This window comes from Robbsia andropogonis (genome assembly GCF_034047095.1).
GTDB classification, from domain to species: domain Bacteria; phylum Pseudomonadota; class Gammaproteobacteria; order Burkholderiales; family Burkholderiaceae; genus Robbsia; species Robbsia andropogonis.
In genome coordinates, this window is the sequence record NZ_CP139166.1 from 488,325 (window position 1) to 506,851 (window position 18,527).

The 18,527-nt window shown below is 58.6% G+C and carries 16 protein-coding genes; 3 read left to right on the forward strand and 13 right to left on the reverse strand.

What is annotated here, in order from left to right; translation table 11 throughout:
• Window positions 1–49: 49 nt before the first annotated feature.
• The 4 genes from SJQ66_RS07270 to SJQ66_RS07285 all read right to left on the reverse strand — a co-directional run bounded on the left by SJQ66_RS07270 (window position 50) and on the right by SJQ66_RS07285 (window position 7,141).
• The gene (locus SJQ66_RS07270) at window positions 50–3,343 is read right to left on the reverse strand and encodes an efflux RND transporter permease subunit (protein ID WP_024903310.1); all 3,294 of its coding nucleotides are present in this window, start codon (window positions 3,341–3,343) and stop codon (window positions 50–52) included.
• Window positions 3,344–3,352: 9 nt separating this feature from the next.
• Window positions 3,353–4,627, reverse strand: coding sequence for an efflux RND transporter periplasmic adaptor subunit (locus SJQ66_RS07275; protein ID WP_320534139.1), 1,275 nt, complete (start codon window positions 4,625–4,627; stop codon window positions 3,353–3,355).
• Between the two features lie 205 nt (window positions 4,628–4,832).
• Entirely contained in the window at window positions 4,833–6,278 is a 1,446-nt protein-coding gene (locus SJQ66_RS07280; RefSeq protein ID WP_081764898.1) for an ATP-binding protein, read from the reverse strand.
• Entirely contained in the window at window positions 6,275–7,141 is an 867-nt protein-coding gene (locus tag SJQ66_RS07285; RefSeq protein WP_320534140.1) for a response regulator, read from the reverse strand. Before SJQ66_RS07285 ends, SJQ66_RS07280 begins: the two co-directional genes overlap by 4 nt.
• Before the next feature lie 296 nt (window positions 7,142–7,437).
• On the opposite strand from SJQ66_RS07285, the gene SJQ66_RS07290 reads away from it, so the two are divergent.
• Window positions 7,438–7,614 carry a CsbD family protein gene (locus SJQ66_RS07290; RefSeq protein WP_024903306.1) on the forward strand — a complete coding sequence of 59 codons (177 nt, stop codon included), beginning with the start codon at window positions 7,438–7,440 and terminating at the stop codon, window positions 7,612–7,614.
• Window positions 7,615–7,769: 155 nt separating this feature from the next.
• Here the strand turns inward: SJQ66_RS07290 and catA are convergent, their stop codons facing one another.
• From catA to SJQ66_RS07305, 3 genes are read right to left on the reverse strand one after another with little or no spacing between them, the layout of a single operon-like run.
• The gene (gene catA / locus SJQ66_RS07295) at window positions 7,770–8,681 is read right to left on the reverse strand and encodes a catechol 1,2-dioxygenase (RefSeq protein WP_024903305.1); all 912 of its coding nucleotides are present in this window, start codon (window positions 8,679–8,681) and stop codon (window positions 7,770–7,772) included.
• Window positions 8,682–8,723: 42 nt separating this feature from the next.
• Complete coding sequence (catC, locus tag SJQ66_RS07300) at window positions 8,724–9,014, reverse strand: muconolactone Delta-isomerase (protein ID WP_024903304.1); 291 nt, start codon at window positions 9,012–9,014, stop codon at window positions 8,724–8,726.
• 27 nt (window positions 9,015–9,041) lie between these two features.
• Entirely contained in the window at window positions 9,042–10,187 is a 1,146-nt protein-coding gene (locus SJQ66_RS07305) for a muconate/chloromuconate family cycloisomerase (RefSeq protein WP_024903303.1), read from the reverse strand.
• A 95-nt stretch (window positions 10,188–10,282) separates the two neighbouring features.
• Between SJQ66_RS07305 and SJQ66_RS07310 the strand changes: the two genes are divergently transcribed.
• Window positions 10,283–11,161 (forward strand): LysR family transcriptional regulator, encoded by an 879-nt coding sequence (locus tag SJQ66_RS07310; RefSeq protein WP_024903302.1) that lies wholly within the window; start codon window positions 10,283–10,285, stop codon window positions 11,159–11,161.
• A gap of 124 nt (window positions 11,162–11,285) precedes the next feature.
• Here SJQ66_RS07310 and SJQ66_RS07315 read toward each other — a convergent pair whose 3' ends face one another.
• Window positions 11,286–11,936, reverse strand: coding sequence for a helix-turn-helix domain-containing protein (locus tag SJQ66_RS07315; protein ID WP_024903301.1), 651 nt, complete (start codon window positions 11,934–11,936; stop codon window positions 11,286–11,288).
• Window positions 11,937–12,034: 98 nt separating this feature from the next.
• Between SJQ66_RS07315 and SJQ66_RS07320 the strand changes: the two genes are divergently transcribed.
• Window positions 12,035–13,270 (forward strand): NAD(P)/FAD-dependent oxidoreductase, encoded by a 1,236-nt coding sequence (locus SJQ66_RS07320; RefSeq protein WP_320534141.1) that lies wholly within the window; start codon window positions 12,035–12,037, stop codon window positions 13,268–13,270.
• A 130-nt stretch (window positions 13,271–13,400) separates the two neighbouring features.
• Here the strand turns inward: SJQ66_RS07320 and SJQ66_RS07325 are convergent, their stop codons facing one another.
• From SJQ66_RS07325 to SJQ66_RS07345, 5 genes are all read right to left on the reverse strand, one after another.
• The gene (locus tag SJQ66_RS07325; protein WP_024903299.1) at window positions 13,401–13,754 is read right to left on the reverse strand and encodes a RidA family protein; all 354 of its coding nucleotides are present in this window, start codon (window positions 13,752–13,754) and stop codon (window positions 13,401–13,403) included.
• A gap of 3 nt (window positions 13,755–13,757) precedes the next feature.
• Window positions 13,758–15,284, reverse strand: coding sequence for an amidase (locus SJQ66_RS07330; protein WP_024903298.1), 1,527 nt, complete (start codon window positions 15,282–15,284; stop codon window positions 13,758–13,760).
• A 17-nt stretch (window positions 15,285–15,301) separates the two neighbouring features.
• Complete coding sequence (locus tag SJQ66_RS07335) at window positions 15,302–16,597, reverse strand: MFS transporter (RefSeq protein ID WP_024903297.1); 1,296 nt, start codon at window positions 16,595–16,597, stop codon at window positions 15,302–15,304.
• Window positions 16,598–16,740: 143 nt separating this feature from the next.
• A complete protein-coding gene (locus SJQ66_RS07340; protein ID WP_024903296.1) occupies window positions 16,741–17,805 on the reverse strand; it encodes a phytoene/squalene synthase family protein in 1,065 nt (354 codons plus the stop codon).
• Between the two features lie 118 nt (window positions 17,806–17,923).
• Window positions 17,924–18,511: a pyridoxamine 5'-phosphate oxidase family protein gene (locus SJQ66_RS07345; RefSeq protein ID WP_052738343.1), complete on the reverse strand. Its 588-nt coding sequence runs from the start codon at window positions 18,509–18,511 to the stop codon at window positions 17,924–17,926.
• Window positions 18,512–18,527 lie beyond the last annotated feature (16 nt).

Here is an 18,527-nt window from a genome sequence, read left to right on the forward strand (position 1 = left end):
GCGCCGAGTGCGTTAGGTTGAGCCATTTTCAAGCTATTTTTCATACGCATCATGTTTGCTCCCGTCGGCCGTTTTCGCCGAGCGCGTTCTCCGGGCCGTCGTGGTGCGTGCCGTCGCTATCATCTTCGTCATCCTGTTCCGCATGCGAGGTAGCAACCGTTTTGCCGGAGAAGCGTCTTACCACGACGAAAAACACCGGGACAAGCAGCACCGCCAGCACCGTGGCAGCGATCATGCCACCGAGTACGCCAGTCCCAAGAGCCTGGCGGCTTGCAGCGCCGGCACCGGAGGCAAGTACCATCGGCAGCACACCAAAGCCGAATGCCAGTGATGTCATCAGAATGGGACGCAATCTGAGATGCGCGGCCTCGATCGCCGATTCGATCAAGCCACGCCCTTGCTCTTGCAGGGTCTTTGCATATTCGACAATCAGAATCGCATTTTTGGTGGCCAGGCCGACCGTCGTCAATAACCCGACCTTGAAATAGATATCGTCATCGAGCCCTCGTAAATGGGCTGCCGCCAACGCACCGACAATGCCTAACGGCACCACGAGGATGACCGAGATGGGAACCGACCAGCTTTCGTACAAGCCGGCAAGGCATAGGAAAACCACGACAAGCGACAACGCGTACAGATACATCGCCTGTGAACCCGCAAGGCTTTCCTGATATGACTCGCCGGTCCATTCCATGCCGATGCCCTGGGGCAGCTTCGCCACCAGTTTTTCGATCTCGTCCATTGCCTGACCCGAGCTGACCCCATCAGGTACTTGCGCGGACATTTCCGACGCCAGCACACGGTTGTATCGCTCTATTTGCGGCGAGCCATAGGTCCAGTGCCCGGTTGCGAAAGCGGAGAAGGGCACCATTACGGAATCGTAGTTCGTCGTGCTGCTGGTCGACGTACTCGATGAGCTGGAGGAGGTCGACGAGGACGACGACGTGGTGCTGGACGTTGCGTTCGAACTATTCGTGGATGCCGTAGACATCACATACCAGGTTCCGATGTCGAACGGCATCATGCGATATTGCGCGTCGCCCTGAACGTACACCTTCTGAATGCGGCCCGTATCGACATAGTTGTTGACATACGAAGATCCAAATGCAGTCTGCAATGTGTCGTTGATGTTCGCCGCAGTGACGCCCATCGCCGCCGCTTTGAGATAATCGATATCGACTTCATATTGCGGTTGATCGGCCATGCCTTGTGATCGGACCGTACCGAGCAAGGGATTTTTCGCCGCGGCGGCGACCAACTCCTCACGGGCCTTCGCCAACGCCGTGGCGCCCGCGCCGGCTTGGTCTTCCAGCTCGAAGTCGAGTCCGCTGTAATTCCCGAGCGACTGGATGGCGGGCGGATTCATGACAAAAATCTGGGCGGCTTTCTGGCCGAAGAAATGGCGGTTCGCGGCGTTGATGAGAGCTTGCGCCGACTCTTTTCCGCTACGCTCGCTCCAGTCCTTCAGCCGAACGAAAGCCATTGCGTTGTTCTGACCGGAGCCGTTAAAGCTGAATCCACCCAGCATGATGATCTTATCCACGCCCGGGGTCTTCAGGTAGTAATCCTCGACTTGACGGGTTACGACGTCGGTCTGGTTTGCGGAGCTGCCGGGTGGCAGGGCAATGGCAGTAATGAAAAAGCCTTGATCTTCCGTCGGAAAGAATGAACTCGGCAATTTCCAGTACATAAGACCGGCAATGACGCAGATCACCCCATACGCAAGGAATGACCGGAGCGGGCGGGCGATCAGTCCGCTAACCCAACCGCTATAGCGTCGACTGCCATTTTCAAACTTGCGATCGAACCATGCGAAGAAGCCTTTCCGATGATGTTCGTCCTTTGCCGGTTTCAACAGCGCCGCGCAGAGCGCGGGTGTCAACGTCAGCGCGAGCACCACGGACAGGACCATTGCCGCGGTGATGGTGATCGAGAATTGCCGATATACCGCACCAGTCGACCCGGACATGAAAGCCATCGGTATGAATACCGCGACCAGGACGGCCGTGACGCCGACCAACGCGCCCCCGATCTGCCCCATTGCCTTTGCCGTGGCTTTCGCCGGGCTAAGCCGCTCTTCGCGTAATATCCGCTCGACGTTTTCCACGACGACGATCGCGTCATCGACTAGAAGACCGATCGCCAGCACCATCGCGAACAGCGACAGGACGTTGATCGTAAAGCCAAACACGGACATCAACCCGAACGTGCCGAGCAGCGCGACGGGCACTACGACGGTCGGGATGATGGTGGCCCGGAGGCTTCCCAAGAACAGGTACATGACGAAGAACACCAATACCACGGCTTCAACCAGCGTCTTGACCACTTCGCTGACCGATATCGAGATAAATGGCGTCGTGTCGTAAGGGTAGTCGATGGCCACGCTTGACGGCAGTTGCTTCTGCAAGGACGCCATCTTCGCCTTCACGGCCTTCGCTACGTTCAACGCGTTGGCGCCGGTCGACATTTCCACGGCCAGCGTTGCCGCAGGCTTGCCGTTCACGCGTGATGTCGTATCGTACGAATCGCCGCCGACCTCGATGCGCGCCACATCCTTGAGATAGACGCGCGAACCGTCGGTATTGACGCGAAGCAGGATATTGCCAAAGTCACCGGTACTTTTCAGGATGCCTTTGGAGGTGATCGTGGCGTTGATGACTTGCTGACTGGTTGCAGGCGTGCCACCGATCTGGCCGAGAGACAACTGCGTGTTCTGATTTGTGATTGCAGTAGTCACATCGCTTGTCATCAGCCCGTAGCTGCGGAGCTTGCGCGGATCAAGCCAAATACGCATTGAGTGTTGCGCACCGAACAGCTTGACGTCGCCCACGCCGCTGATCTGCGTCAGCGGGTCCTCGATGCGGGTAGCAATCAGATTGCCGAGATCCACATCGTTCATGCTGCCATCGGTGGACGATAGCGACACCATCATCAAGAAACTACTGCTGGCTTTCGAGACCTGAACGCCCTGGTTCTGCACGGCGGTAGGTAGCGATGCGTTTGCCTCCTGAACCTTGTTCTGAACCTGCATTGCCGCAACGTCGGCATTTGTCCCGGCCTTGAAGCTGAGCGTGATCTGCGAGGTTCCGGCCGAGCTGCTCGTCGATGACATGTACAGCAGATTATCCAGGCCGCTCAAGTCCTGTTCAATCACCTGTGTAACCGTGGTGGCGACCGTATCGGCTGATGCGCCCGGATACGTGGCCGTGATCTTGATCGTGGGTGGCGCGATGGTGGGATATTGCTCCACGGGGAGCGTCATCACGGCCGCCCCCCCCAGCATCATGATGACGATCGCAAAAACGCAGGCGAGAATAGGCCGGTGAATAAAGAATCGGGACATCTCGCCTCCTTAGTGCGACGTCGTGCCGGTACCGCTGACGGCACTGGCACTACTGGTAGGAAGCGGAGCGGTTGCTGCCGAAGCAGCCTCTGGGCCGGACGCCGACGTGGCTGGAACGGCCTGTTGCTCGACCGGCTTCACCGTCATGCCGGCGCCGAGAGACTGCAATCCGTCGAGGATCACACGGTCCCCTGCCTGCAATCCCTTTGTGACGATCCACTGGTTGCCATAAGCGGTATCCGCGCTGACGTTCCGGCTGACAACCTTGTTATTGCCGTCCACGATCAATACCGTTGACTGGCCACCAGGGCCACGCGTCACCACGGATTGGGGCACGAGAAGGGCATTGTCTTGAACGCCTTCGCTGAAAGAGGCGCTGACGAACATGCCTGGCAGCAGTTCATGTTGCGGATTCGGGAAGACCGAGCGCAGTGTCACCGAGCCAGTGGTGGTGTCCACCGAAATATCGGAGAACTGCAACGTGCCCTTTATCGGATATTCCGCCCCGTCTTCGGTGGTCAATGTCACGGCGGCCGATGCCGGTGTGATGCGTCCCGCCGCAATCGCCTTGCGCAGGCGCAGACCATCGGCACTGGAGCGCGTCACATCGAGGTACATGGTGTCGATCGACTGGATCGTCGCGAGTGCCGTGGTCTGGTCCGCAGTGACCAAGGCGCCCGCCGTCACCGACGACTTGCCGATGCGTCCGCTGATCGGCGCGACGATCCGGGTGCGCGCCAGATTGACGCGTGCCGTTTCCAACGAGCCGCGGTCGGAGATGACGTCGGCCTCTGCCTCGCGCGCCGAGGCGACGTAGTTCTCGAGGTCCTGTTGGCTGACGCCGTTGATTTTTATCAACGCTTGATAACGCTGGGCAGTGATTTCCGCCGCGCGTGCGGTTGCTTCTGCTTTCAGCAGGGTGCCGCGAGCGGTGTCATAGCTGGCCTGGTAACTTGCCGGGTCGAGCTGGTAAAGCGGTTGCCCGGCTTTGACGGTTGCCCCTTCCGTAAAAAGGCGTTTTTGCACGATCCCGTCTACCTGGGGACGCACATCGGCATCTTCGAAGGCTGACAAGCGTCCCGATAACGTGTCGACAATCGTGATGCTGCGCGGCTGAAGCGTTTGAACAGTGACAGTGGGTGCCTGGCGTGGTGGGCCACCGGGCATGGATTGCGACGTGGATTTGCCGCAGCCGGACAGTGTGGCCGCCACGGCGACACAACTGGCAAGTAGCGTCGCATAGTGGTTACGACGCTGCGTGGTCTTTTTTGATTCGAATTGCATACGGCTAACGCCCCCTCTCGGCATGAGTGCAGCTTTCCGGGCTGCCGCGCGTCAGGGGCCTCCCGGCTGGCCAGGCAGACCCTGACCAGCTAAACAGCGAAGATTACAGGATAGAGCCTTACAGAAGCTTAGTCGGCCGTTACCAGGTGTAATAAAAGGAAATAGAAAGAAGAAGCAGCGATGCCGCCGATGGCCACGCCTCTGATCAACGCATAGGGAAAGACAGCGAGACGCGCAGTCCGCCACCTTGGTTTTTACGCACATTCGTAAGCGTCATGTCGGCGTCGTAGGAACGTGCCAAGCGTCGAACGATGGCCAGGCCCAGGCCGGAGTGGGCGCTGTCGCCACGGGCCGCGTCGAGCCGAACAAAGGGGCGTTGCACCCGTTCGATATCGGTTTGCGGAATGCCGGGGCCGTGATCGCGAACCGCAAGCGTGAAGCATCCAGCGGCACGGCGTGTCTCGATAACCAAGGGAGGGGCGCCGTAGGCAAAGCCGTTCTCGATCAAATTCGACAAAATGCGGTCGATATCAACGGTCGGTAATTTGAACGAGGCCCCCGCCTGGAGATCGACGAGAATCAGGGGCGGTTCGTGCGCTGGGTCGCTCGCATCACGCGCGTCGTCAGCGGCGGGCGCATGGGATTCCGCCACGACGACTCCGGATGCGTCTTCCCGACCATATCGTTGCTCGCATAAGACATCGACCGAGGTTAATTCGATGCCGGGGCCGCCCATCGTCGTCGTGAGCGTGCCATCACCCTGCGCACGATTGGACTCGCTGCCGGCAAATGCCAGGAATTGCGAGACGATGCGTGACATCGCGGCGGTGTCATTGAGAAAGCCGTGTTGCATGCGGTCGTCGCCAATCAGTGCTGCACGCACTTGCATTCGCGCCAGTGGCGCGCGCAGGTCGTGCGCCACGCCAGCCAGCATGATGGCCCGTTCCTGGTCCGCATCACAGATGTCGCGTGTCATCTGGTTGAAGTCGGTGATCAAGCTTTTGACTTCGCTGGGTCCGGCGGCGACGACCGGTGCGGGGCGGATGCCGATGCGCAGATCCCGCGCCGCACGGGCCAAGCGACGCAACGGCCGTTGAATTTGCCACGCGCCCAGCAACGCGAACGCGACGGCCAGTGCGAGCATCATCGCCGACGCGCCAATCAGACGTTCAACCGCCGGCGAATCAACCGGCACGCGCAGCCATCGTTTCGCGTCGCCGTAGCGTAGCCAGATTTGCGATGTATGCTTGTCAAGCACGACGCGGCTGTCCGGGGGGAGTTGGCCGCGCAACTGACCGAACACGTCATCGGTTGTATCGGCGCACCCGTCTGGGCAGCCCGGCGGATAGCCATTCGGTCCGGCGTCGACAAAGTTGAAGCGCAATGTTGCGGCCATCGCGTCTTGTTGTGCCTCGGACAACTTCGGCCCGCTGTTGCTGGTTGCGGCGCCATAGACGACCGCCGACACGCGGGCAATGTGCGTAGCCTCGATTCGGGCGTGTTGTCGGCCGACCACGAAAATCCAGATCCACTGGGTCAGCATCAGTAGAACGATCGCCAGTAGCGCGTAACGAACAAAAACGGTGTTCAGGCGTTTGATGCCTCGTCGCAGGCGGCTGTTGATGCGTGGCAACGCGGGCCGACTGCTCATTGCAGGGCTCCCGGCGCATGTAAGGTCGCGCGGTCTGCGTGCGATGTATCTTGTTCCATCGGAGGCGGTACGAACATGTAGCCCGCATTACGAATCGTCTGAATAATTTCCGGACGCGCGGGATCACGTTCCAAGATTCGGCGTAGCCTGAATATTGGAACGTCGATGCCGCGTTCGCTTGCCGCTGCATGGCCGCCATGCCATAGCGACAATAGCCTTGGTCGGGACAATGCCTCGTGCGGATGACGTGCTAATACGCTTAATAATGTGAATTCACTATTGGTCAGTCGAATCGTTTCGCCGTCGCGTTGCAGTCTTCGCATCACGAAATCGAGGGTGAACCGACCAAAGCAGAATTGCGCGGCGCTTTGCGCCATCACTGGATAAGAATGCGCCGTCGTGGCGAGTGGTGCGCGCACCGTTTCGTGCGCTGGCCACGGCACAGTGCCATCTGTTTGGGAGTGACGTGCAGCGAGTTCCGGGATATGACGATGGCGACGTAAAACCGCCTGTATCCGCGCCAGCAGTTCCTGTGGCATGAAGGGCTTGCCGACGTAGTCATCGGCACCGGATTCGAGCCCGACGATACGGTCTACACCTTCATCACGGGCGGTCAGCATGATTACCGGGGTGGCGTCGCCGGATGCGCGTAGCGCGCGCAATGCCTGCAGGCCGTCCACGCCCGGCATCATGAGGTCGAGTACGACGATTGACGGACGCAGTCGCGCAACGTGTCCCGACAGGTCGGTGGCATCCGGCTGCGTCGCAACGCGGATCTGGCCCGACGTGAAGAAGGTCTCCATCAAGGCACGCAATGCGGCATCGTCGTCAATCAACAGGACACTACACGGGATATCGAGCATCGGTTCATACCCAGGCCTGCCTGGGCGCGTTTGTCACAGGCGTTCAAGGATAACTGACGAATGCAGACCCGTTGTTGCGTAAATGAATCTGGATCAGGCGATTTGTAAGAATCGGAAATAAACAGGGGTTGGTGGTGTTGCCTCGTAATACAGTTGTAATGCTGCGCCGCCAAAAGGGCGTCGGTGGTGTCCTACGTGCGTATCAGAGCGTGTAGGACATTTTTTTTTGGTGTGCCTGTTAATCTATTCTCAGAAAGGCCAGCAGGGCCTCTCGCAACGATAGACAGGAGACTTTCATGAACAAGGCACAAACGGAAGGCATCAAGGACCAAGTCAAGGGCAAGGTCAACGAAGTCGTTGGTAAGGTCACTGGTGACAAGGCGCAGCAGGCCAAGGGCAATCTGCAACAGGCAGCCGGCAAGACCGAGAAGGCTGCGGGTGATGCGGTGGAACAGTCGAAGAAGACGCACTGATCGATCCCTGACGATCACAGTGGAATAACCGTGTAATGACGTTCAAACGCGCCTTCGGCGCGTTTTTTTTTGGTGCCGCGAGGCAGGTTGTTTCTCGTCTACGGCCCCGTTTCCTTTCACGGCAAAGCGATCAATGTACGGTTGCGCCGCCACGGTCAGTCACTGGCATGCGATCGGACCACTTCCGATGTAGGAACGTTCTCGCTATGCGGATGCAACGTGAAGTCGAAATCGATCGATGCAAAGGCGGTTTCCACGCCGTGCTCGTCCATTGATTTTGCATCGCCGACACGTGTGATCTTTGGAACCAGACCATCCCGTGTGGCAAACGCGAAGTCATCCCACAAATAAGGATCGCCATCGATGTTGATCTGCGTCGTCAGCTTGCGATGGCCGTGTGCGGAGACGAAGAAGTGGATGTGCGCGGGACGGGTACCATGCCGCCCGAGTTGTCGAAGCAAGGTATCGGTTGAACCACCGGGTGGCACGCTATAACCTACCGGCATGATCGTGCGAAAGCGGTATCGCCCTGCTGCATCCGTGCGGATACTGCGCCGCAGGTTGAAGGGACTCTGCGTGGAATCGAAGAAAGAGTAGTTTCCAAGTCGGTTGGCATGCCAGACCTCGACCAATGCGTTTGCCAGTGGCTTGCCGTTGATATCGGACACGGTGCCTTGCATGAAGAGAATTTCGCCTTCTTCCTGGCCGTCGTCGAGGCGCGCTTCACCGATTGTCTCGGGCGCGCCGGCGACGTATAACGGTCCTTCGATCGTGCGCGGCGTGCCGCCTGCAATGCCCGCCTTGGCTTCGGCTTCGTCCATACGCAGATCGAGGAAATGCTCGAATCCAAGGCCTGCGGCGATCAGGCCGAATTCGTTGTTTCTACCTGCTTGGGCAAGATAGTCGAGTGCATGCCAAAACTCTGCAGGCTGGACATCCAAGTCTTCGATCGTATAGAAGAGATCGCGCACGACCCGATTCACGATGGTTTTGACACGTTCGTTACCCGGGCCTTTTTCAACACCGGTAATGGAAGAGAGAATGGCATCGATGGCTTGGCGATTCATATGATGTCTCCTATGAGAGAGGGCTTTTCTAGTTATGAGGGGTTACCGATCGTCATCGTGGATCGATGAGGGATGGCGGCATAGCGGCCGCACGTCTATCTTCATATAGGGAAAAAGGGGCAGGGACATCAGCGTGTCGTGAAGCTGGGTGTTGTCGGCGACATCGAATATGCTGACGTTCGCGTATTTTCCTGTTACGCGCCACAGGTGACGCCACACACCGCGACGCTGCAATCCCTGCGCAATATCGCGTTCGCGCGCCTTCAGGGCATTGGCATCGGCCTCCGGCATATCATGTGGCAGACATACTTCCATATTGACGATGAACAGCATCAGCGGTGTCTCCTTGATGTGGGGCGATTACGTCGAAGACCTGCTGCCGTCGCGGCGGAAACGCGCAACTTTTTCGTCGTCGAGGACGATGCCGAGACCGGGGCCTTGCGGCAGGTGTAACGCGAAATCCTTGTAGACCAGCGGCTCCGTCAGGATCTCTTCAGTCAGGAGCAGCGGACCAAATAGTTCGCTGCCCCATGCCAGGGAGTCGAAGGTGGCGCAAAGATGCGCGGTGGCGATCGTACCGATCGGGCCTTCCAGCATGGTGCCGCCATACAGATCAATATTGCCGGCGCGGGCAATGGCAGCGACATGCGCGGCTTCCAGCAGACCACCTGATTGGGCAATTTTGAGTGCAAAGACGTCGGCGGCATGGTCGACGGCCAGCGCAAAGGCGTCGGCAGTGCCGTGCAGCGCTTCGTCCGCCATGATGGGCACCCGCGCCAGGTCAGTCAGTCGCTTCAGGCCTCGCCTGTTGGAGGCGGAGATTGGCTGCTCGACAAGCTCGACGCCGGCATCGGCGAGCATGGCAATGCCGCTGACGGCCTGCGTTTCGGTCCATGCTTGATTCAAATCGACACGAATGCGCGCGCCGCCGCCCAGTGCCCGCTGGATTTCAGCACAATGCCGTACGTCATCCACCACCGATCGCGCGCCAATCTTGAGCTTGAACACGCAATGCCGACGCGCTTCCAGCATTTGCTCGGCCTCGGCGATATCACGCGACGTGTCGCCGCTTGCGAGTGTCCACGCCACCGCCAGCGCGTCGTGTTGCGCTCCTCCGAATAGCATCGATAATGGGACGTTCAGCCGTTTTGCGGTTGCATCGAACAGCGCTGTTTCCAATGCGCACTTGGCAAAGCGATTGCCTTGCGCGCTTTTCCGCACGGGCGCCATTAATTTCAGGACGCTGCCCATTTCCTTTCCCACGAGCAGCGGTGCGAGATAGGTATCGATATTGACCTTGATGCTTTCCGGGCTCTCTTCGCCATAACTCAAGCCTCCGATAGTTGTTGCTTCGCCCAGGCCAATAGTGCCGTCGGAAAGCCGGATGCGGACGATCACCAGCGTCTGGCCGCGCATTACCGCGACGGAAAGGCGGTGCGGCCGGATCGTGGGGACGTCCAGAAGCAGGGTTTCCACTGAGTCGATTGTTGCTGTCGAAGGTATCATCGTGATTGCCTTGGCTGTTTCACCATGATAAAAACGCCGAGAGCACGTTGTCCAACACCGGCTAAGCATATTTTGATACTTTGAAGGTATGAAGAATGGAGTTGCGTCATCTGCGGTATTTCGTGGCTGTGGCAACCACGCAAAACTTCACGCGTGCCGCGGAGATGCTGAACATCTCTCAGCCGCCGTTGTCCCGACAGATCCAGCAGATCGAAGAAGAGATTGGAGCGCGACTGTTCGAGCGCGGCAGCCGGCCCGTGAAGCTGACCGAAGCCGGCCGTTTCTTTTTGGGACAGGCCAGGCGATTATTGGAGCAGGCCGATGATCTGCCGAAGCTGACGCGTCGTGCCGCCCATGTAGAAAGTCGGCTGGTGATTGGTTTTGTCGGGTCGACACTCTATGGCGCCGTACCAACCGTGGTGCGCCGCTTTCGCGTGGCGTGCCCGCATACCGAGGTGTCGTTGGTCGAGATGTCGACGGTCGATCAATTGAAGGCCTTGCACTCAGGGGCAATCGATGTCGGCTTTGGCCGTATCCGACTCGATGACGTATCGGTCAAGCGGGTCGTATTGCGCGATGAGCGCTTGTTGGCGGCGCTTCCTGATGATCATCCGCTTTGTGGCGTTGGGCCGCTAACCCTTGCACAGCTCGCACGCGAGACGTTGGTCGTGTATCCGCGTCGTCCTCGACCGAGCTACGCCGATCAGGTACTGTCCGCGTTCAAGGATCAAGGGCTGGAGCCGGAAGAAATTCATGAGGTGCAAGAGCTGCAGACAGCGCTGGGGTTCGTCGCCGCCGGAATGGGCGTTGCGCTGGTTCCCATGAGCGTGGAGCGACTGCGCCGTGATGACGTCGTCTATCGGTCGCTCGCCGATGCCTCGGTCGTCTCACCGATTATCATGAGTACCCGTCTCGCTGACGAGTCCGAAGAGTTGGAAATCTTGAAGCGGTTGATCGAAGCGATCTACGCTTAAAGCGTTTGTTCGAGGTACGGCCTCTGGCATGGCGGGCGTCCCGGCAACCTGTGCGGCATCGATGTCGTCGAGCTGTCCATGCGATCATGCGCGTAACACGTGGATTCTTGCCTTGGTAGAAGCGTTAGATTACCCCATCAGGTCGATGTGGATCCGCGTCGACACAGCAAACGAGTACTTCCGCGTCTTCCTTGCCGGCGCTCAAGTAGACGTGCCCGATGGCGCTGTTGAAATAGAGGCTATCGCCACGAGCCAGTGTGAATATCTTGCCGTCCTCGAACTGAAGGCGCAGCTTTCCCGATAGTACGAAGACGAATTCCTCGCCGGCATGCCGGACATAGTCCGCGAAATCTTCCGCTTTCCGCGCATGGATGCGACCGCGCAAGGGGACCATGCGTTTGCCAGACAGTGCATTCGCCAACATGCCATATTCGTAATTCGGCGTGTCATAGATCGCTTGTTCGCCCGATCGTGTTACCGTAGGCGTGATGATTCGGTCTGGTGTGGCTTTCGATGGGCGACCAAAGATTTCGTCAAAATCAATGCGCAGCGCTTGCGCCAACGCCGCGAACTTATCATAGGTCAGTGCGATGTCACCGCGTTCGGCTTTCGATATCGTCGATACGGCAATGCCGGAGCGAGTGGAAAGTTCCGCCAGCGTCAACCTGTGCGCCTTGCGTTGTTTCCGCAGGAGCCCGCCGACCGTCTGCAGATCCAGCACCAGCGGTGATGGATCGGATGCGGTATTACGAGATGTGGATTGCGATGAGGGCATGCGCCAGGGGGTCGTTGAATTATCGTATATGAGAAAAACGTTTTTTCTCTGATATGATAACGCATGTCAAAACGCGCTATGCCGGAGTGATTGAACCCATGAAATTTGATACGGTGGTGCTAGGGGGCGGCATGGTGGGTGTTGCCACGGGCATTCATTTGTTGAAGCAGGGCCGATCGGTTGCGATTGTCGATCGACAATCCCCCGGAAACGAGACGTCGTTTGGCAACGCTGGTTTGATACAAAGGGAAGGTGTTTACCCGTATGCGTTCCCACGTGATGCGGCCACGTTATTCAGATATGCCCGGAACGGGTCCCCGGACGTTCGCTACCACCGTAACGCCATCGGGCGGTTGGCGCCGTTTCTTGCCCGTTATTGGTACCATTCGGAAGCCGCACGCCACGCTGCAATCGCTCGCTCGTACGAGACATTGATTGCGCATTGCGTCACCGAACATCGCGCCCTGTCGCAAGCGGCGAACGCGGATCAATTCATTCGCGCGGGCGGATGGATCAAGGTGTTTCGAAGCGCCGCAGTGCAGGATCATGAATTGCAAGCGGTCGCGCGATGGCAGCGCGAATATGGTGTTTCCTACGAAGCGCTGGATCACGTCGCGTTGCGCTCGCTCGAACCTTGCCTCTCGCACGCATTGCTGGGCGGCGTTCTTTATACAGGGTCGGAAACCGTTAGCGATCCAAAAGGGTTGCTTGATGCCTATCTCGACTATTTTCGTTCGCTCGGCGGAGAAGTCATTGTGGGAGACGCGTCGACGTTGGCCACCGGTTGGCACGTAGCCACGGAAGTAGGTCCGGTCAACGCCGCGTCGATTGTCGTTGCCCTTGGCCCCTGGTCCAACACGCTGGCGGCGCGCTTTGGCTATCGCATTCCATTTGGGCTCAAGCGTGGTTACCACATGCATTACGCGGCGGAGGCAAATGCCTCTTTGCAGCATCCGGTATTGGACGCGGAGAACGGTTATCTGCTGGCACCGATGCGCCGCGGCATACGCTTGACTACAGGTGTGGAGCTGGCGCGTGATGATGCGCTGCGTACACCGCTACAACTGGAAATAGTGGAGCCGATGGCACGGCAGATGTTTCCGCTTGCGCAGCGCCTGGACCCGGAGCCCTGGATGGGTCGGCGCCCTTGCACGCCGGACATGCTGCCGATCATTGGCCCGACCCGTCACGATGGCCTGTGGTTTGCATTCGGGCATGCGCATCATGGATTGACCCTTGGACCGGTGACGGGGCGGTTGATTGCAGAAATGATGACTGGGAAGACACCGTTTGTCGATCCAGCGCCATTCCATGTTCGACGCTTCGATACGTAAAGAAAGCCAGGTCCAGCCCGGTTTCGGCATCGGCTTCGGACTTGCCGATGCCGATGCCGATGCCGATGCCGCGTGATGCGGCATGAAAGCGGTTGTTGTGTCCACTTTCAGTCAGGGTGCATCAGGGGCGTCAGAGTGCGGCTACCACGGCAACCTCGACATCGATGCCTGGCCGCATCAATAGCGCTTGCACACAGGCGCGCGTGGGTGCGTGACCCTCGACAAGCCATGCATCCCACACGGCGTTGAACTCGGCGAAGTGCTTTGGATCGGTCAGCCAGACGTTGGCGGACACCAGACGCGTTTTGTCCACACCGGCCTGCGCTAGCAGGGATTCAATGCGCGTCAGAATTTCAGTGGCTTGATCGGTGATCGATGCATTGCTCGAATCCGGTACTTGACCAGAAAGATGGACAAAGCCGTTTGCAATGACGATCTGGCTCATTCGTTGATTACTATTGAAGCGCTTGATTTCAGTGTGCATGGTTTATACGATGGAGGGGCCGACATCCGCGATGCCGGCGGGATGAAAAAGGGGCGGCGAGGTCACGATGGACTTCAGTTCGGGGCGTGCCGTCAAAAGATTGTCGAGGTTCGGTCGCGGGCGCTGTAACACAGGGGACTGCGCGAAAGCCTGCTCGAATGCATGGGCGATTGCCAGGGTCTTTTCGTCGCCGTGGAAAGGGCCTACCAGTTGCAGTCCGAATGGCATGCCCTTGTCGTCAACGCCACAAGGCAAGGAAAGGGCAGGGTGCGTCGCCAGCGTCACCACATACGTCAACGCCAGCCAGCGATAGTAGTTTTCCTGTTTGCGGCCGGCAATCGTATCCGCATAAAGCGTACGCCATGGCATGGGCGAGATGGGCGTCGTTGGTGACAGGATTACATCGTATTGCGCGAATGCGCCTTGGAACTTCCTGAATACCCGTGTTTGCTCTGCTTGCGCCCACGCACTGTCGGCAAGCGACATGCTTGCTCCCATCTCATAATTTGCCCGCGTGTTTTCGCCAAGCAGCATGGGATCTTTTTCATAGGTATCCCTTAATCCGGCGACAAAGCTTTCGGCTCGGATTACATCGAAGCAGCGGTGTACGTCGCCAAGGTCGAATTGCACGCGCTCACAGCGTTTGACCATTGGTGCGATCGCGGCAATCCGCTCGCGGAACGTGTCGCGGATATTGTCGTCGACGTCACACGCGTCGAAATCTTCCGTCCAGCCTATGCGCAGTTCGCCAAGGTCGATATCCGCCAGATCCAGGAAGCGTAACGGATTCGTCGGAAAGCTCAGAGGGTCGCCTGCCGAGAGTCCTGCGGTGGCGGCCAACTGCAAGCATGCCTCCTTGACGGTACGCCCCATCGGGCCGACGACCGATATAGGTGTCCAACCTAACAAGCGACGAGAATTCGGTACAAGGCCCGGCGTGGGTCGTAAGCCAACGACGCCGCAGATCGATGCGGGAATGCGGAGGGAACCGCCTGTATCCGATCCGGTACAGACGGGCAACATGTCGCAGGCCAACGCGGCGGCGGCGCCTCCGGATGAGCCACCCGCGTTACGCTCGGGATCGAACGGATTGCCGGTGGCGCCCCATACCGGATTGCGCGTATTCGCGCCTGCCCCTAATTCCGGGACATTCGTCTTGCAGACGAGTATGGCACCTGCTGCGCGCAAGCGCTCGACCAACACGACGTCGGCTGTTGGTACATGCCCCCGTTTGGGTGGTGAGCCATACGTTGTCAATAGGCCGGCCGTGTCTTCGAGATCCTTGACGCCGAGTGGCAGACCATGCAGCAAGCCGAGCGGTTCGCCGCGCAGGACCATGCTTTCCGCCCGTTTGGCTGCTTCGCGTGCTTCAGGATAGCAAGTGGCGGTTACGGCGTTGACGGCGGGATTGATCGCCTCGATACGATCAATGCAAGCATCCAGCAGTTCAACCGGGGAGATGTCCTTGCGCGCTATCATCGCGCGTAGCGTAGGCGCCGGTAGTTGGACAAGCGCGTTGGAATGTGTCATCGATGCATGTCTCTTGGTCACGTAAGTTTTTCACCGGTACGGTCGCGCAGCCAGATTAGCGCGAACAATGACATCAGGCAAGCCGCTGCCACATACCATGCGGGCGCCAATGGATTGCCTGAGCGTGCCGTCAGCACTGCGGCGATCAAGGGTGAGAAGCCACCGAATATCGATGCGCTGACGACATAGGTCATCGCAATGCCGGTGGCGCGGACATTCGTTGGAAACATTTCTGGAATCATTACCAGCACCGGAATGATTTGCCCCGTTACCAATACCGCCAGGACAGCCGACACGCCACATAGCATGATCAGCGTCGGATGCATGCTCAGTAGCAGGAAAGCAGGGTAGACGACAATGATCATCGCGCAGCGCGAGATCAGCAATACCCGTTTCCGGCTGAACCGATCCGCGAGATATCCCATGATCGGTGCGGACAGGAACAACACAAGGGAGCTGACCACCCCGGAAATTGCCGCGTGCGTCGACGACATATGCAGCGTTCGTATCGCGTGCGCAGGCAGGAAGAAAGCGGTGATATAAACCGAGACCGAGCCCCCCAACTCCGCTAGCGTACCAACCATCGTCAAATCGAGATGTTTTGTCAACACCGCTTTCAGTGCACCAAAGGCAGGTTGCCTTGCCGTTGTGCCGGCAGCATCCACGATGAGCGTTTCTTCGAGGCGCGTGCGAATCAGCGACCCCAATGGCGCTGCGACAATGCCGAGCAGGAAGGGAAGGCGCCAGCCCCAGGAAGCGACCAGGTCCTTGTCCAGCAACGTGTTGATCAGCGTGGCGACAATCGATCCGAAGACCAGCCCCAATGCGGTGGCGGCGAAGTTCCAACTGGCAAAGAAGGCCCGCTTTTTGTCCGTGGCGTATTCCATCAGCAATGTCGTGCCTGGACCGAATTCGCCTCCCGCCGCGAAACCTTGTACCAGGCGGGCAATCAGAACAATGATCGGCGCGGCCACGCCCGCGACCGAATAGGGTGGCGCGCAAGCGATCAGCGCGCAACTGATGGCCATCAACATGATCGTCAGGACCATGGCCTTTTTGCGCCCCACCCGGTCCGCATAGGCGCCAATGACGACGCCTCCTATCGGTCGAATGACGAATCCGACACCGAACACTGCAATCGATAGCAGGAACTGGCTGATGGATGAGAACTGCGGGAAAAAGAGTTTGCCGATCTGGATTGAAAAAAAACTGTAGATCGCGAAGTCGTAGAATTCCAGCGCCGTGCCAATCGTCGCCGCCGCGATCACATAGGTCTTGGATACGGGCGGTTTTGCAGCAGTGATGGACGGCACGATCGGCTCCCGGGGAACGCTAGAACATGATCGTTATCTTATATGAGAAAAAATAAATTTCTCAAATACGATAAAACGGCGTGGCACGGGGTCGCTGTGTCGGTTCACGACGCCGTGAGGAACCCGCGGTCCCTGTTCCAGGTTCAGGCAGGCGGCCGCATCGCCATGCGTTTCTCGATGTCGCTGATCAAACCCTCGATCCAGCGATGCAGTGCTTTATCGGACGGCACCTGGATGATGGATCGTGCGATGATCCGATATACTTGCCGGCGCGTTATTTTCGATACGTGGGCGGGGTCGAGCCAGGCGTCATTGGCGATCAGCAAGCGGAGCGTTTCTAGGCCGATCACGATCGGCCATACGCAGGCTAGTCGCAGCCGGATCGACAGGGGTGGAATGGCGCATAGATAGGCGAGGCCTTCGCGAAACAGCGGTAACGATCGTTCAACCAGTGCGAACAGCAGTGGGCGGACGCGGAGACTATTGGTTGGTGCGAGAAGATCTTGCACCGTCAAGCCGTGTTCGGCGGTCAAGTCGGCAGGAAAGTAGCATCGACCGATACGCAAGTCCTTACCGCAATCCCTCAGCACGTTCGTCATCTGCAACGCTTTTCCAAACGCCACGCCACGCGCCATCATCGTTGGTTCAGGCAGCTTGAGGGTCGCGGGCAGATGCACGTAGGTCATCTTCGTCCAGAATTCCCCTACGCATCCCGCGACCAAGTAAGTGTAACGATCCAAGGCCTGCCAATCCGGTAATGCGACGACATCACCAGAGCGCTCATCCGGGAAGGTGCGCAAATCGAATTCCATTCCGTCGGTGAGCGTGGCCACGATGCCGCGTACGGCTTGACGGTCTGTTTCACTCAGTTGCGCCAGGATCGCGAGCGCGGGTTCCAGCGACTCCAACAGCGCTTTCTCATCGGATTGGGTCTGTTGCGAGGCCACTTCCGTTTTCAATTGCAGCAGCGTATCGGTATCGACGGGTGCGCCGGCAACCCAGTCTCGCAGTGAGAGAAGGAACCCGAGCCGCTGTTGCGGTGCGATCAGCGACGTGTCCGCGATCGTGTCGGCAGCGCGGGCAAGAAGGTAGGCCAGGCCGATCGGGTCCCGCATGCTGGCCGGCAAGATATTCAGCGTCAGATAGAACGAGCGGGAAACCCCTTTCAGCAAGGGACCGAGCAGGAATTCCCGAGTAGGGTGGTACATGGCAAATCTGAGAATGGGCAAAATCGCGCAGCAGATTGTAACGCGGATCGTCCATCCTGACGGCTAGCGGTTACCGCCCCGTGGAATGATCGATCGAAAGTGACCGGCAGAGGTGTCTTCACGGTGCGATCCATTCACCTTGCCAGTGTCCCTCTTGATGCATGAAGCGAGCGCGGACATGCCTTTGCTTGTCTGATAGATCGAGCCAATCCAAGGACGAAAGGCGTACGTTGACAATGCAAAAGTTGTCGTAGCCGAGATCGCGCTGGGTTGGTTTATTGGAGCGTGCCATTACCTCCGGACCGTCGACCGATGCCAATGGCGTCCCCGGCGCTACCGTACCGCGATAGTCGATCAGATTGTGCTGCGACAAAGCGTTCCAGGCAGCACGCCGAGCATCGTTATCCGCGAACGTTACCTGTCCTGTCATTCGGAGCTGTGTCCGTCGTTCTGCGTCATAACCCACCAGGGCGATACGCGGGTCGCGCCGCCATTGCGCGATTTTCGGTGACCGGGCATCTGTATAGAAGCGTACCTGGCCGCTTGCGGGATCGACTTCGCGAAGCACGACGGTCCTGAGGGAGGGGGCACCGTCCTCATCGATGCTGGCGGCTTGCAGTAATCCAAACCGGGATCGCGCCGGGCTGTTTTCGCCGATCAGGCGTTTCCAGATGGTGTCGAGCAGGGTCGTGAGGGCGGTCGCCATACTATTTTCCGGTTCT

Excerpts from the sequence above, each read along its gene's own strand:
- SJQ66_RS07270 (WP_024903310.1), bottom strand. The coding sequence starts at position 3,343 with ATGTCCCGATTCTTTATTCACCGGCCTATTCTCGCCTGCGTTTTTGCG.
- SJQ66_RS07275 (WP_320534139.1), bottom strand. The coding sequence starts at position 4,627 with ATGCAATTCGAATCAAAAAAGACCACGCAGCGTCGTAACCACTATGCG.
- SJQ66_RS07280 (WP_081764898.1), bottom strand. The coding sequence starts at position 6,278 with ATGAGCAGTCGGCCCGCGTTGCCACGCATCAACAGCCGCCTGCGACGA.
- SJQ66_RS07285 (WP_320534140.1), bottom strand. The coding sequence starts at position 7,141 with ATGCTCGATATCCCGTGTAGTGTCCTGTTGATTGACGACGATGCCGCA.
- SJQ66_RS07290 (WP_024903306.1), top strand. The coding sequence starts at position 7,438 with ATGAACAAGGCACAAACGGAAGGCATCAAGGACCAAGTCAAGGGCAAG.
- catA (WP_024903305.1), bottom strand. The coding sequence starts at position 8,681 with ATGAATCGCCAAGCCATCGATGCCATTCTCTCTTCCATTACCGGTGTT.
- catC (WP_024903304.1), bottom strand. The coding sequence starts at position 9,014 with ATGCTGTTCATCGTCAATATGGAAGTATGTCTGCCACATGATATGCCG.
- SJQ66_RS07305 (WP_024903303.1), bottom strand. The coding sequence starts at position 10,187 with ATGATACCTTCGACAGCAACAATCGACTCAGTGGAAACCCTGCTTCTG.
- SJQ66_RS07310 (WP_024903302.1), top strand. The coding sequence starts at position 10,283 with ATGGAGTTGCGTCATCTGCGGTATTTCGTGGCTGTGGCAACCACGCAA.
- SJQ66_RS07315 (WP_024903301.1), bottom strand. The coding sequence starts at position 11,936 with ATGCCCTCATCGCAATCCACATCTCGTAATACCGCATCCGATCCATCA.
- SJQ66_RS07320 (WP_320534141.1), top strand. The coding sequence starts at position 12,035 with ATGAAATTTGATACGGTGGTGCTAGGGGGCGGCATGGTGGGTGTTGCC.
- SJQ66_RS07325 (WP_024903299.1), bottom strand. The coding sequence starts at position 13,754 with ATGCACACTGAAATCAAGCGCTTCAATAGTAATCAACGAATGAGCCAG.
- SJQ66_RS07330 (WP_024903298.1), bottom strand. The coding sequence starts at position 15,284 with ATGACACATTCCAACGCGCTTGTCCAACTACCGGCGCCTACGCTACGC.
- SJQ66_RS07340 (WP_024903296.1), bottom strand. The coding sequence starts at position 17,805 with ATGTACCACCCTACTCGGGAATTCCTGCTCGGTCCCTTGCTGAAAGGG.
- SJQ66_RS07345 (WP_052738343.1), bottom strand. The coding sequence starts at position 18,511 with ATGGCGACCGCCCTCACGACCCTGCTCGACACCATCTGGAAACGCCTG.